The sequence below is a fragment of the Agrobacterium genomosp. 2 str. CFBP 5494 genome, assembly GCF_900013495.1.
In the GTDB taxonomy this organism is placed as follows: Bacteria; Pseudomonadota; Alphaproteobacteria; order Rhizobiales; family Rhizobiaceae; genus Agrobacterium; species Agrobacterium pusense.
In genome coordinates, this window is sequence record NZ_LT009719.1 from 1,161,909 (window position 1) to 1,175,834 (window position 13,926).

11 protein-coding genes and 1 pseudogene are annotated in these 13,926 nt (G+C 58.5%); 3 read left to right on the plus strand and 9 right to left on the minus strand.

Features of this window, described 5'->3' with window-relative positions; all coding sequences use genetic code 11:
• Positions 1 to 219: 219 nt before the first annotated feature.
• From AGR2A_RS20195 to AGR2A_RS20200, 3 genes and pseudogenes are all read right to left on the minus strand, one after another.
• Positions 220 to 1,080, minus strand: a complete 861-nt coding sequence (locus AGR2A_RS20195; protein ID WP_337442099.1) for a bifunctional aspartate transaminase/aspartate 4-decarboxylase — start codon at positions 1,078 to 1,080, stop codon at positions 220 to 222.
• A gap of 40 nt (positions 1,081 to 1,120) precedes the next feature.
• Positions 1,121 to 1,909: pseudogene (locus AGR2A_RS29200) on the minus strand (aldo/keto reductase); the annotation flags it as partial.
• A gap of 30 nt (positions 1,910 to 1,939) precedes the next feature.
• Positions 1,940 to 2,932, minus strand: a complete 993-nt coding sequence (locus AGR2A_RS20200) for an MBL fold metallo-hydrolase (RefSeq protein WP_072493453.1) — start codon at positions 2,930 to 2,932, stop codon at positions 1,940 to 1,942.
• A gap of 156 nt (positions 2,933 to 3,088) precedes the next feature.
• Between AGR2A_RS20200 and AGR2A_RS20205 the strand changes: the two genes are divergently transcribed.
• Positions 3,089 to 4,015, plus strand: coding sequence for a LysR family transcriptional regulator (locus tag AGR2A_RS20205; RefSeq protein WP_072493352.1), 927 nt, complete (start codon positions 3,089 to 3,091; stop codon positions 4,013 to 4,015).
• Positions 4,016 to 4,086: 71 nt separating this feature from the next.
• Here the strand turns inward: AGR2A_RS20205 and AGR2A_RS20210 are convergent, their stop codons facing one another.
• Positions 4,087 to 4,743, minus strand: coding sequence for a nucleotidyltransferase family protein (locus tag AGR2A_RS20210; protein WP_072493351.1), 657 nt, complete (start codon positions 4,741 to 4,743; stop codon positions 4,087 to 4,089).
• A 366-nt stretch (positions 4,744 to 5,109) separates the two neighbouring features.
• Entirely contained in the window at positions 5,110 to 5,853 is a 744-nt protein-coding gene (locus AGR2A_RS20215; protein WP_080823316.1) for an AraC family transcriptional regulator, read from the minus strand.
• 308 nt (positions 5,854 to 6,161) lie between these two features.
• Between AGR2A_RS20215 and leuA the strand changes: the two genes are divergently transcribed.
• On the plus strand, positions 6,162 to 7,832 hold the full coding sequence (leuA, locus tag AGR2A_RS20220; RefSeq protein WP_072493349.1) for a 2-isopropylmalate synthase: 1,671 nt from the start codon (positions 6,162 to 6,164) through the stop codon (positions 7,830 to 7,832).
• A 339-nt stretch (positions 7,833 to 8,171) separates the two neighbouring features.
• On the opposite strand, the gene AGR2A_RS20225 is transcribed toward leuA, so the two are convergent.
• The 4 genes from AGR2A_RS20225 to AGR2A_RS20240 form a co-directional block, all read right to left on the minus strand.
• Positions 8,172 to 10,475 (minus strand): xanthine dehydrogenase family protein molybdopterin-binding subunit, encoded by a 2,304-nt coding sequence (locus tag AGR2A_RS20225; RefSeq protein WP_080823317.1) that lies wholly within the window; start codon positions 10,473 to 10,475, stop codon positions 8,172 to 8,174.
• The gene (locus tag AGR2A_RS20230; protein WP_072493348.1) at positions 10,472 to 11,461 is read right to left on the minus strand and encodes an FAD binding domain-containing protein; all 990 of its coding nucleotides are present in this window, start codon (positions 11,459 to 11,461) and stop codon (positions 10,472 to 10,474) included. Before AGR2A_RS20230 ends, AGR2A_RS20225 begins: the two co-directional genes overlap by 4 nt.
• Positions 11,458 to 11,991, minus strand: coding sequence for a 2Fe-2S iron-sulfur cluster-binding protein (locus AGR2A_RS20235; RefSeq protein ID WP_072493347.1), 534 nt, complete (start codon positions 11,989 to 11,991; stop codon positions 11,458 to 11,460). The genes AGR2A_RS20230 and AGR2A_RS20235 overlap by 4 nt, the downstream gene beginning before the upstream one ends.
• A gap of 118 nt (positions 11,992 to 12,109) precedes the next feature.
• Positions 12,110 to 13,099 (minus strand): XdhC family protein, encoded by a 990-nt coding sequence (locus AGR2A_RS20240; RefSeq protein ID WP_022563125.1) that lies wholly within the window; start codon positions 13,097 to 13,099, stop codon positions 12,110 to 12,112.
• Positions 13,100 to 13,327: 228 nt separating this feature from the next.
• Between AGR2A_RS20240 and AGR2A_RS20245 the strand changes: the two genes are divergently transcribed.
• Positions 13,328 to 13,909 carry a TetR/AcrR family transcriptional regulator gene (locus AGR2A_RS20245; protein ID WP_072493451.1) on the plus strand — a complete coding sequence of 194 codons (582 nt, stop codon included), beginning with the start codon at positions 13,328 to 13,330 and terminating at the stop codon, positions 13,907 to 13,909.
• Positions 13,910 to 13,926 lie beyond the last annotated feature (17 nt).

Here is a 13,926-nt window from a genome sequence, read left to right on the forward strand (position 1 = left end):
GATCGTATACCGTGCAATTCACTCTCCTTATGGCGTGTCCATGCTGTGAGGTTAAGATTTAGTTTGGCGGCGTGCCGATGAACCTGTTCATGATCACGATTGGCACGACATAGCCGTTGTCCACGATGAGGATCCGCGAGAGCACTCTTACACTCTCTTGATCATCAGGGTGGTCGGCGACAGAGGCGTCCCGCCATCTGGACGATGGCAGGAAGCGCGTTATCGATGCGTTTGCTGGAATTTCGCGTAGTACTCGTCAGCCATCTTACGGAGCGATCGGCCAATCGCCGCGTACTCGTACTCGTTGAGATTGGCAAGCGACGCCCGACCAGAAGGGTGCTGGGTTCCAAAGCCGCGTCCCGGCAGCAAAACGATTCCGGTCTCATCGGCAATTCTGAACAGCAACTCGTTCGGCGAAAATTCGTGTCTGACCCATGCTGCGAACTCGTCGCCAAAAAGCCGGCGGGAAATCTTCTCAAGATCCAGCAAGGTATAATAATCGACCGAATTTTCGTCGTCAGGAGTATCCAGGCCGAGCTCAGCATACAGGGCTGCCTGTCTACGCCGGATAAGTCGCTTCAGTGTTTTCTTGTAGTTGTCGTTTTCGTCCATAAGCGCGAATAACGAAAACAGCACCGTTTGGACCTGCTGAGGCGTTGAGAGCCCTGCGGTGTGATTGAGCGCCACGGTACGGCTGTCAGCAACCAAGCGGTCGATAAACCTCAATGTGGAAACGTCTGTGACAATCGATGAATACCGCCTGTCGAGCGACGCTTTGTCTTCCTCCGGCAAGTTCCTGATCGCTTGATCGATCACGTTGTCCGGTCTTAATGCGATGGTTCCCAGCCGCCAACCCGTAGCTCCGAAGTATTTCGAGTAAGAGTAGACCAGGATCGTGTTTTTTGGGCAGACGGAGAACAGCGATTTGAAGTCGTCCGCGAAAGTCCCGTAGACGTCGTCGGTTAATATCATCAAGTCTGGCCGATGATTGTCGACGATGTCGGCGATCTTTTCCAGGCTCCGTTGATCGAGCTTTACCGATGGAGGGTTGCTTGGGTTGATGCAGAAAAAGATCTTGATCGAGGGGTCTTTAAGCTTTTCGAGTTCGGAGTCCGGATACTGCCAGCCAGGGAAGCGGTTGCCCCTCGACGACCTTCATCAAACGTGCCTTTTCCAGCGGTAGATTAATGAGGACGCCAACGCCCTTGTCGGCGGCGGCTGGAAGGAGGCGTCGCTCCGCATCGCGATTGAAGATCGAGTAGTTCGTCTGAATGAAATCGACATCGTCGCGTTGAACAATCGCCAGCAGCTGGTCCTGTGCCGCCGACTCGTGATGGGTCACGCCGACATGCCGTATAAGACCTTCCTTCTTCCATGCCTTCATCAGCGGAATAACGACCGGCGCATTGGTGATGCTGTGGCATTGCATCAGGTTGATCGTGTCACGCCATGTCCGCATGCGTGACTGCCGGAAGCTTTCAACGGCATGGCTTTCGTCTCCGAGATATTCTCCTGTCGACCAGACCTTGTTGGCGAGGAACATCTCATCCGATCCCTCAAATTCGCCCATGAACTGACCGACGCTGACCTCCGCCGAGCCGTAGAGAGGCGATGTGTCGACCACGCGACCGCCTGCAGCGACGTATCGCTCAAAGACCTGTCGCAGGGCATCGCGGCGATCCCCGGGCTTTAGATCAAATGTCAGAAAGGTGCCGAGACCGAGGGCTGTGACCCGTTCCCCGGTGCGAGGCAAGGTCCGGGTCAGCACCTCCGGGTTCGAGGCAGATGCGGCCGACGACACGTTCGTGCCTTGAGCCTGCGCGGTAGTGCTGCTGGCGAGTGCAAGTCCGGTTGCCGCCGCACTCACCGTGCCGAGAAAGCCGCGACGATTGATCTTTGACTGATCCATGGGAGATTTCCTGCTCGATTGTTGTTGACGTCAAAACTGCCAGTTGGCGGGGACCCAGGCATAGCCGCCATCGGTCTTCAGCATCCGGCCAAGACCGGGGAAAGGATAATGAAAGCCAAGAACCGGCATACGCTCGGCGGCCGCCCTGTCAAATATGCGACGACGGGAGGAAAGGGCTGTTTCCTTATCGCGGTCGGGGCCTGGCAACCAAGGCCTGTCGACGTTGACGACAGGGTGATAGGCAAGGTCTGCCGTCAGCAGCAGCTGGTCATTTCCGGAATGAACGAGGAAGGTCGCCATGCCGGGTGTGTGGCCAGACGCGACGATCGTCGCCAGACCCGGCGCAATCTCGGCGCCGGCCTCATATAGTTCAACATCGTTCCTGAAGGGTTCGAGGCTGTTCTTGATGTTTGCCGCAAATCGTGTCCGGAAATCCTCCGGGACAGGCATGTAGGATAGGTCCGGATCGGTGCGGACAAAGAAGTCCCAATCCGCCCTCGGGACAAAGACTGTGGCACGAGGGAAGGCCTTGCCACCGTCTGCAGTTCTTAAGTTGCCGACATGATCCGGGTGGGTATGCGAGATAACGATCACATCAATGTCAGCGGCATCGAGACCGATTGCCGCGAGGTTATCGAAGATGCGGCCACCGTTCGGACCCATGGTCTTGCCAGCGCCGGCTTCGATCAGAATCCGCCGGCCACCGGTTTCGATCAGCAGCGTGTTGAGATTGAGTGTCATGTGGTCGGTCGGCTGAAATGCCTTTCGCAGCACATCCTGAAGCTCGGCCTCCGGGGCATCACTGGCGTAAATGCGTGGCGGACCACCAATCACTCCATCGCTCAAGACGGTTGCGCTGATCTCTCCCACCCGAAAGCGATAATAACCGGCATTGCCGGCCGCCGCTGAAGCTGGCTGGGCGCGGGCCTTGCCCGGGCCGCCCAGGCTTGGGAGGATCATGCTTGACGCGCCTGCAACCGCGGACAGCATGATGGCACGTCTGTTCAGAGTGAAGGCGTTCATCTTTCTTTCCTCTTTCATTGAGCGCACTGCCTCGGTTTGCCCCTCAATGGGCAGAGGTGCACCAGAGCGCAGGCCTTAACTCAGGGAACCATGACATGGCGCCATTGATCTGATAACCTGCATTAACTTTATCAACTTGATTAGAAAAACTTAGCAATGGACCCTGTTCGGCTAGACAGCTTCGACGAGTTTGTCGCCATCGTGCGCTGCGGCGGCTTCCGCGCCGCGGCATTTGAACGGGGGGTTTCTTCATCGGCCTTGAGCCAAACGATGAATGCTCTGGAGGAAGCTCTGGGCATCCGGCTTCTTAATCGAACAACGAGGAGCGTGTCTCCGACCGAGGCAGGGCAGCGTCTTCTCGAGCGTCTTGCGCCTGCGTTGAGCGACATCAGGCTCGCCATCGCAGAGGTCGATGAATTACGCGATAGCCCGTCGGGGACCCTCAGGATCAACGCGCCTGCGCCTGCAGTCGATCACTTCCTCTGCCCACTGGTCTTCGATTTTATGGAGGTATACCGCGAGGTGAAGATCGAAATTATCAGCGGCGCGGCCGTCATAGACATCGTGGAACAGGGTTTCGATGCCGGTGTCAGGTTCGGCAAGCAACTGGCGCAGGATATGATCGCTCTGCCGCTTGGTCCTGCACTTCGTTATGCAATCGTTGCTTCTCCTGATTACATCGAGAGGTGCGGGCAACCACAGACGCCGCACGAACTTGTCAGTCATGACTGTGTCAAACGCCGCTTTCCCGGCGGCACGCTGGTCACCTGGCGATTTGCCGAGGGCGACGAGGAAATTGAAGTCACCCCAACCGGCCGCCTGACGGTCAGTTCGGCGCACAATGAACTACAGGCAGCACTTGCGGGAAGAGGTATCGCCCATGTCTTTGATGACTACGCCAAGCCGTACCTTCAGGATGGTCGACTGGTGGAGTTACTCCCCGACTGGAGCCCGACCCTGCCGCACTGGTTCCTGTATTATCCCAGCCGCCGCCTTCCGAGCGCGGCCATGCGTGCGTTCCTCGACTATATGAAGAACTATAAATGGGAGAGGGCGAGATCGTCAATCTACAGGGCTTCGTAAGGGTCCCTGACATTGCACTGATGAACAACGAGCGACGGGTCTTGCTACGGTGACCGACGATGGCGCTGGGACTAACCTTTCAGCGTTCCGCCCGCGGCGTGTATCGCATAGGGCGTGTCTACGTCGAGCAACGCACCTTCTCCGATCTCCACATAAATGATGGGTAGGCCGGATGTTTCTATGATCCGACGAGCCCCAACATCGCCTTCGAGGTGGGTGACGGCCTCAAACAGCGATTTAGGAAGTATTACGGGATTCCCCGGCTTACCGTTTCCCGTCGCACGTACAACCGCTTCACCATCGGTCGTTCGAAAAGCCGCAATAAGCCGATCGAGATCGCCGCTTGCCAAGCCCGGCATGTCGGCAAGCTGGACCAGAACTGCATCCGCTCCCCGAGCATGGCAGTGTGAGACCCCCGCCGCAATCGAGGTCGCCATGCCGCGGCCGTATAGCGGGTTTTCGAGACACTCGACTTCCAGGCCATCAAGCGAAGCTTCGATTTCAAGCCGGCGGTGCCCCGTTACCACGACCACACTGTCGGCAGTCGAACCGAGCGCAACCTGCGTAGAACGTCGTATGAGAGCAACGCCGTCAAATTCCGCAAGCAACTTGGATGCACCTGTCTCTCCCATGCGACTGGAACGCCCTGCGGCGAGCAGGATAACGAAAACACGGGGTCCGACAGGGCGTTCGTTGGGCGGCGGCTCATTGTCGTCTCTGTTAGACACAGTTTTCCTCCCATGGTTTGCGGGCTTTCCATGAGCCTCTGTGACGAGGCGCTGCTGGAACCTGCAATATCGTATGGACGTGATCAATGGCTGGATTCCGCGGGGAGCGAAAGTCGTGCATCTCGTCGCTCAGCAACCGTTCGGTCTGTCGGTTTAACCTCGCGGGTTTGGCGGACCCGTTACGGCGTTCAAGTTGTTGACTGGCGGTGGCGATGCGGGTTGCACAGGGGTGGACGGATCAGCGCGACAAGCCGAATTCAGCCTCATGCGGGATTGACTGCAACTGAATTGCGGAGGCTTGATCGTCTGGCATGCAAACGCGCAGTCGATGCGCTAAACGAGGTGATGACCAGAATCCGGTCTGGCTTAAAAATAAGTGCTGGGCGGGCACCCGAGTGATCGGCGAAACACGGCAGAAAAAGCGCTTGGGCTATTGTAGCCACACTCAAGGGCGACATCGAGGACGCTTCTGCCTTCTGCCAGCATCGTCAAGGCATCAAGCATCCGGGCCTGTTGACGCCATTGCCCGAAACTCATGCCGGTTTCACGCCTGAATGTCCGCATAAAGGTGGCTCTGCTCATGTGAAGCCTGGTCGCTGCATCTTCGATGGAGAGATTTTCCGCCAAATTGGTACGGACCTGCTCGCACATTTGCGCCAAGCCGGAATGCTTCGGTATCGGCAGGTTGAGCGGCTGCGCTGGCTGAAAGGAAAGTTCCATCAGGAGCAGCCTGACGACGGCGTCCGCTTGCTCCCGACTTTGTGGCTTCTCGGCAAGCTCGGCAAGTTTCAGAATCAATTCCCGCAAAAGAGGGGTGATCGTCACCACAAGGCATTCGTCGGGAAGCCCCCCTATTCCGCTTGTGTCAATCAGAAGTGACCGGAACTGCACGCCTGCATGGCTCGACGTTTCGTGCGCCGGCTTGGGCGGTAGCCAGACCGCCCGGCTTGGCGGAACGACCCAGGTGCCGCGATCCGTCCTGATCGATACAACCCCGCTGACGGCATATAGAAGCTGAGCCTCTTCGTGACTGTGCCTTGGCCCCGAAAAGCGGTTTTCGTCGTGGGTGATGACGGCGATCTCGTTGGTAATGTTTATGCCGCTTTTCAAAACTGATCCTTTTGCGACGATCGATGATCATCCGGCGTTAGAATATCAGCTTCGCGCTCACTACGGTAGGCCATCTAACAGCAGAGAGTTTTCGCCAGGTGACCGACCGCAACCGCCTTATTGACTGCATCGAAGAGCCGTGTCCTGCGGCGCTCGGCGTGGCCGTTGGACGCGCGGCCCATGCGTTTGCCTGTTTAACGGTTTGCGACGTGTTGCGACTTACCGGCGATCGTCGGGCCTGACGGCTTCCCGGCGATCGTAATGGCCGTGTCGAATCCTTCACAAAACGCATCGCAACGGATCACGCCATGTTGACCAATCCTGAAATCAAATACCGCCCTTTCGTCTCTCCCATCGAGCTGCAAGACCGCAAGTGGCCGTCCAACCGGCTGACGAAAGCGCCCCGCTGGTTGTCCACCGATCTGCGCGACGGCAATCAAGCGCTTGCCGATCCGATGGATGTGGAGCGCAAGCTACGCTTTTACGACATGCTGCTCGCCGCAGGCTTCAAGGAAATTGAGATCGCCTTTCCATCGGCGTCACAGACCGAATTCGACTTTGTCCGTGCGCTGATCGAAGAAGATCGGATTCCCGACGACGTAACGATTCAGGTGCTTACCCAATCCCGTAAAGATCTTATTGTCCCCACCTTCGAAGCGCTTGAGGGCACGCGCCGGGCGATCGTTCACCTCTATAACGCAACGGCTCCGCTGTTCCGCCGCGTGGTCTTCGGGATGGAGCGGCATCAGATCATCGATCTGGCCGTCACCGGCGTCACGGCGATGCTGGAGGAAAGCCTGAAGCGACCCGACACCCACTGGACCTTTCAGTATTCGCCCGAAACCTTCTGCTTCACCGAGCCTGATTTTGCGCTTGAGATTTGTGAACGGGTGTTGGACGTTTGGCAGCCGACCTCCGAACGTCCAGCGATCCTCAACCTGCCGGCAACGGTCGAAGTCGCGACACCCAACGTTTATGCAGACCAGATCGAGTGGTTCGGCCGCAACATCTCGCGCCGTGATGCGGTGGTTATCAGCGTGCATCCTCACAATGATAGGGGAACGGCCGTGGCGGCGGCCGAGCAGGCGTTGCTTGCCGGGGCCGACCGTGTTGAGGGATGCCTGTTCGGGAATGGCGAGCGGACCGGCAATGTGGACCTGGTGACGCTGGCAATGAATTTCTACACCCAAGGGATCGATCCGAAACTCTATTTTCCCGCGATCCGCGATGTCGTGAATACCGTCGAGCATTGCAACGGACTGCCGGTGCACCCGCGCCATCCCTATGCCGGCGAACTGGTGCACACGGCCTTCTCGGGCTCGCACCAGGACGCGATCCGGAAAGGGTTCACGGCCCACAGAAAACGCAATGACGGTATCTGGGAAACGCCCTATCTGCCAGTTGATCCGGCGGACATAGGCGAGACATACGAGGCAGTCATCCGCGTCAACAGCCAGTCCGGCAAAGGAGGTATTGCCTGGGTGATTGAACAGGACAAGGGTTTGAAACTGCCGCGCTCGCTTCAGATCGATCTCAGCCGCCGTGTGCAGGAGTTCGCTGAGAGCACCGGCAGCGAAATCACGGCCGCTATGATCTGGTCGATCTTCGAAGATGCTTACCATCTAACCGGGCCGCAGCCGTTTGAACTGGTTGATTATCAGGATGAAAGCCGTCGGAGCGCCGGGAAGGAACGCGTTTTTGTCGGGCGCATCCGTCACAGAGGTCGTGTGATTGCGATCACAGGCCGTGGGAATGGCCTGATCTCCAGTGCGGTCTCGGCGCTGGAGGAGGATTGTGGGGTGACGTTGGAAGTCCTCGACTATCACGAACATTCTCTGAAACGCGGCGCGAATTCCCAAGCGGTCGCCTACCTAGAATGCCGCACTCGTGATGGCGTCACGGTTTTCGGGATCGGCATCGACGATGACATCGCCACGGCTTCGGTCAGTGCCGTCCTCAGCGCAGCCAACAACGGCTAACCTCTCGCTATGACTGCCGCGTGATCCGCCCAGGAACACACGAATGCCGTAGGTCATGCCCGGAGCGCTAAGGAGGCCGCCAGAGCGGCCAACTCGACGGTATGCAAACCGCAAAAACCGTAGGCGAAGGGTAATGCCGGTGGTCTCTGCGCTCTTTGCCGATGGGCAGGGCTTAATGCCCATCCAGGCAGACAGATTTTGTGGACTGTTTACCGACATTGCTGTCGCTTGCAGGCGGGGTCGAGGTCCAAGCTGGACCTCGAATTTTGGCGCTCCGTGTCGCGGCGAGCGGTTTGGGCCGGGGCGGAAATGCTGAGGGCGTTGATGTTGTCGGACGCGTCAGTCGAGACGGGCCATCAGCTTGTCCAGGGTGACGGGCAGATCGCGAACGCGAATACCCGTTGCGTTATAGACTGCATTTGCAACGGCTGCGCCAACCCCTGTTATACCGATTTCACCGATGCCGCGAGCGCCCATCGGCGCCTGCGGGTCGGGCTTGTTGGTGTAGAGGATTTCAATAGGCGGTACGTCCATCTGCACCGGCACATGATAATCCGCCAGGGAGGCGTTCACGATGCGTCCAGTCCGCTCATCGAAATAGGTTTCTTCGGTCAGGGCAAGCCCGATGCCCATTATGATGCCGCCTTTGAACTGGCTGGTCGCCATTTTGGGATTGAGGATCTGCCCGGCGTCGAAGGAACCCAGGAAGCGGGAGACGCGCGTCTCGCCGGTGAGTGCGCTGACGCGCACCTCGCAGAACTGCGCACCATAGGAATGCATTGAAAAAGCTTCCATTTCGGCTGGGGCTGGTGCCTCTGCCTCGCAGACGAGCTCTTCTCGACCCGCCCTCTGGAGGATCGATTGGTAGCTCTCAAACCGGCTGCTATCGTTCACATGCGATAGCCCACCATCTCTCGCCTCGACTTCAAGAAGCGACAGCCCCGCAAGGGGCGAGTCATTCCCGGCAAGCTTGATCAACTCTTCCATGAAGACCTCGGTTGCGGCAATGATCGCCCCGCCTATGGAGGCGGTCTGAGTGGAGCCTCCGGCGATCACGCCTCTCGGCAGTCTGCTGTCGCCATACTCGAACGTGACATGCTCAAGCGGCAGCCCCAGTCGTGCCGCCAGGTGCTGCACCTGAGCCGTGGCGGTGCCCATACCCATGTCATGGACGGCCGTCGACACGGTAACATGGCCGTCTGCTGTCAGCTTGATCCGGGCCGCGCCGCCGGGAAAGCGATGGTAAGGATAGGTCGCGGTGGCGCATCCCATGCCGATAAGCCATTCGCCTTCACGTCTTTGACGTGGTGTCCGGCTCCTTTTATCCCAGCCGAATTGCTCTGCGCCCTTGTCGTAAGCTTCGATGAGATAGCGCGACGAGAACGGCTTGCCGGTCGTCGGGTCCTTTTCCGGCTCGATCCGCCGGCGCAGCTCGATGGGATCCAGTTCCAATTTCTCCGCGAGTTCATCCAGTGCACATTCAAGTGCGAAAGTCCCGACGGACTCGCCCGGCGCACGCATGAAAGTATTTGCCAGCATGTCCAGATCGGCGACATCCTGACCGATGCGGAACGTTCTGGCGCCATAGAGATGGCGGGCCGGAAAGGTGAATTGTTCCGGACAGGAATTGTGCGTCGTCATCGCCGCGGTTCCGGTGTGGATCAACGCATTAAGTGTTCCATCGGTCCTGGCACCCAAGGCCACGCGCTGTTCGGTTACGGTGCGACCGCCGATGATCCTGAAGACACCTTCCCGCGACAGCATGATGCGCACGGGGCGCCCCGCAAGTTTGGCTGCCGCGCAAGCCAAGATCTGATGATCCCAGAAACATTTCCCACCGAAGCCACCGCCGACATAGGGCGAGGTTACATGGACCTTGCTGATATCGAGCCCGAATATATCCGCGAGCTGGCCTGTGGTGAGGTCTAGCAGCTGGCTCGCGTCATGAACGCGCAGCTCATCATCGTTCCAGACGATGGTTGCTGCATGCAGTTCTATGGCATTGTGATTGTGTCGTGGTGTTCTGTAGATGAGATCGACCTTCACCTCCGAATTTGCAAGCGCGGCTGCCGCGTCGCCGATTTCAACAAATGGAGGCTGACCAAGCAGGTTTTCGAGCTGCCTGGGCGATTTCTTGGCTTCATCGAAGGACGTGACCGCCGGCAGCAGTTCATACTTTGCCGTGACCAACGATGCAGCGTAATCCGCCTGTTCCTGCGTTTCGGCCAGAACCAGAGCGATCGGCTGACCGTTCCAGTGGATTTCGTCGTTTTGCATGACGGGAAGATTGCTCGCCCCGGCAGCTGTCGGAGACGACATCATAAGCGACGGCGCCTTCATCCTCGGTGCGTTTCTGTAGGTCATGACGAGAATGACGCCGGGCGCGGCCTCCGCTGCACTCACATTCAGCTCGGAGATGCGTCCGCGGGCAATGGTGCTGAAAGCGAGCGCCGCATAGCTGATGTTGTCATAGGGAAATTCCGCCGCAAATCGCGTCCTGCCCTGAACCTTCATGGGACCTTCGATGCGCGATATGGATTGCCCGAGGGCGCCATGTTTGCGCAGCAGCGGATCTTTCGTAACGGCAGGTTGCCAGCGACCTTGTCTGCCCGCTTCCGGCAGCGTGTGGGTATCAGCGCTCATGCGTTTTCTCCCTTCAGTTCTTCCAGAACGGCGACAATAGTGCGTTTTGCCAGTTCGATCTTGAAAGCATTGTCTCGTAAACCGACAGCGTCCGCGAGTTCGGCCTCCGCCGCAGCGCGGAAACTCTTCGCGTTTGCCGGCTGGCTTTTAAGATGCGATTCAGCCGTGAGAGCGCGCCACGGCTTGTGCGCGACGCCGCCGAGCGCCAGCCTCACGTCGTTCACGTTACCTGCGCTATCGACATCAAGCGCCGCGGCGACGGAAACGAGAGCGAAGGCGTAACTCGCACGGTCCCTGACCTTTCGGTAAGCGGATCTTTTTGCAAAAGGCAGCGCTGGGATTTCGACGGCCGTGATGAGCTCGTCCGGATGAAGTGCCGTTTCTATCTGGGGTGTGTCGCCCGGCAGTCGGTGAAGATCGCGCAGCGGCAGGCTGCGCGTGCCGGATGGCCCCTCAAGGTGCACCATTGCATCCAGTGCGACGAGCGCAACGCACATGTCGGAAGGATGGGTCGCGATGCAGCTTTGAGATGCCCCAAGGATTGCGTGGTAGCGGTTGAAACCTTCCAGCGCGTCGCAGCCCGAACTCGGTTCACGCTTGTTGCAATGGGCGGCATTGTCATAGAAATACCGACACCGGGTGCGTTGGAGGATATTGCCTCCGACCGTCGCGACGTTTCGAATCTGCGCGCTTGCTCCTGCCAGGATGGCCCGGGAGAGAACCGGGAATTGGATCCGTACCGCGCCATGGGCCGCGAGCGCCGTGTTCTTCACCCCCGCTCCGATCAGCAGGCTGCCATCGGTGCGCTGTTCGATGCTGCTCGATAGCCGCGTGACATCGATCAGCGTTTCCGGTCTTTCGACCGTCTCGCGCATGAGATCGACAAGATTGGTGCCGCCGCCCAGATATTTCGCCGCCGGCCCGGCCTGTTTGAGCGCGATCGCCGACCCAGCATCAGATGCCTGGTGATAGGAGAAGATATTCATGCCCGTGCCCTCTCATCGGTTGGTACCGCCGTCTGCTGCACCAGCGTTTCAGATATGGCTTCAACGATGCCGTTATAGGCTCCACAGCGACAGAGATTGCCGCTCATGCGTTCGCGAATCTCGGTGTCGTCGACGGCGATGCTGTCGCTCGAAAGATCGGCGGTGACGACGCTCGGAATGTTTCGTTCAATTTCTGCCGCCATGCCGACGGCGGAACAGAGTTGGCCGGGTGTGCAATAGCCGCATTGAAAGCCGTCATGCTCTATGAGGGCTTTTTGCAGGGGATGAAGGTTGCCGTTTGCGGCGAGGCCCTCGACAGTCGTGATGTTACGGCCCTGATACTGGACCGCGAGCGCGAGACAGGAATTGATGCGCTCGCCATCCACCAGTACGGTGCATGCGCCGCATGCGCCTTGATCACACCCTTTCTTGGTGCCGGTAAATCCCAGATAGTTGCGCATGAGATCAAGCAGCGAAGTGCGGATGTCTGCCTCGACCTCCACTGCCGTTCCGTTGATGTTAAATCGCATTGGACATCTCCCTCGTCTGAAGGCCCGCGCTGGAGGATCTGTCGCGGCACCCATGGAACTCACGGTAATGGTTTGCCTGTGACCAGCCGTCGGCTTGTTGATGCGACGACCTTCTGCTCTAGCTGTTTGTTACGTTGAGCTGTCGCGACGCTGCGATGTCGGCGATGACCGACAGCGCCAGTGACTGAGCGTCTCTTGCCCGCCCGAAAACGCCGATCGGAGCCTTGATCCGGGCGATTGACTCATCCGAATGACCCCTCTGGCGCAATCGCTCGACGCGTTTCTCATGAGTGCGGGAGCTGCCGAGTGCGCCAATGTAAAAAGGGGATGCGCGCAGAGCGGCCTCAAGTAACGGGATTTCCCGATCCAGGTCATGCTGGAGAACTGCAACGGCCGTGTCGGGATCAATCAACGATGCATCGATGTTGGTTCCCGGCGAATCCTCAAGGAGAACAACGTCGTATCCTGCAGCTCTCGCGACGCTGACGGCGTTTTCCACTTCGAGCGAGCGCCCGGAAAAAACCGTCCGTACTTTTGGCCGATAGTGGGTGACAAAGACATCGCCATCCCAGCCGGTCGGCTTGCTCTGGAGGCCGGGCGAAAGTTGCTCGAGACCCGGTGCATAACAAAGCGATGCGCATTGCCGGTGATCGACCTGCATGTTGGTGGAACAGAGCGGTTCAACGTTCCTGACAAGATGAATCGCAACCGTAATACCGCCTCCGCAGGGCAGCACGATATCGAAGAACGGCGAGCCTTCGCCCAGCATGACGAAGCGATCATGGCCGCTCTTCATGGCTTGCAAGGCTTCGGCTGCGATAGCCGCTTCCGTGCATCCGCCAGAAACATATCCGCAGTACCTTCCATCCTCAGCGACCGCCATATGCGCGCCAAGCGGCCGGGACGAGCCTCCGCGTATTTCCACCAAGGTGCACAGCGCCACCTCGAGCCCTGCCTTCATGGTCTCGATGGCAAAGTTCAGGACGTCGTAGGCCCTGTCAGTGGAAAAAGCTTGCTGCGGTGTTGCCAAGATTGAGGCATCGGCACTGCGACGCAACCAATCTGCGGGATTATCGTTATGTCTGATGCTATCGGCCGATCGTGTCATAAGTGCCTCCCGCATTGTGACATCAGAATGAGCGACAGAAGGTTAAGTTCCTCAGGAACTCTGGAGTTGTCGGGAGCTCATCAGCGCCAATCGTTGATTTCGGCATGACATCCGCCTCATATCTGATTTAAAGAAGCGAATGGCGCACCCATAAACGGAGGCGCCTCCGTTTAACTTAGTGGCTTGCAGTCGTCCGTCAAGCTATTTTTTAATGGAGCGGCCTTTCACGTGCCCAAGGAGCAAACGCCTCCGGTTGAACCGGCCCCTTTGCGTGCAGACGCCCGGCGAAATCGGGAAAAGCTGATTGAAGTCGCGGCGCTGGCATTTTCAGAGCAGGGCGCGGCGGCTTCGCTGGAAGATATTGCCAGGCGTGCAGGCGTTGGCATAGGGACGCTGTACCGGCACTTCCCGACGCGCGAACATCTGGTGGAGGGCGTCTATCGGCGCGAGCTGGAAATTCTTGCGACGGCCGCGCGCGACCTGGTCCGGGAAGAAGAGCCCGCGAAAGCCGTTGAAGAATGGATGAACCGGTTTGTTAGCTACATGGCGGCAAAAAGGGGCATGGCCAACAGTCTGAAACTCCTGTTCACCTCCAACTCCGCCCTTTTTGCGGAGGGCTCGAAGCTGTTGCATACGGCGTTCGAGGAGCTACTCGACAATGCCGTCAAGGCTGACGCCGTAAAGGGAGACATCGCAGGTGCGGATGTCCTGAACGCGCTCTTCGGCATCTATTCCATACCGGAAGGGCCGGATTGGCGTGACCGCGCGCACAGGATCGTCCGGCTGGTCATGGATGGGCTGCGGCGTTAGTCAGGTATCCAGATCAT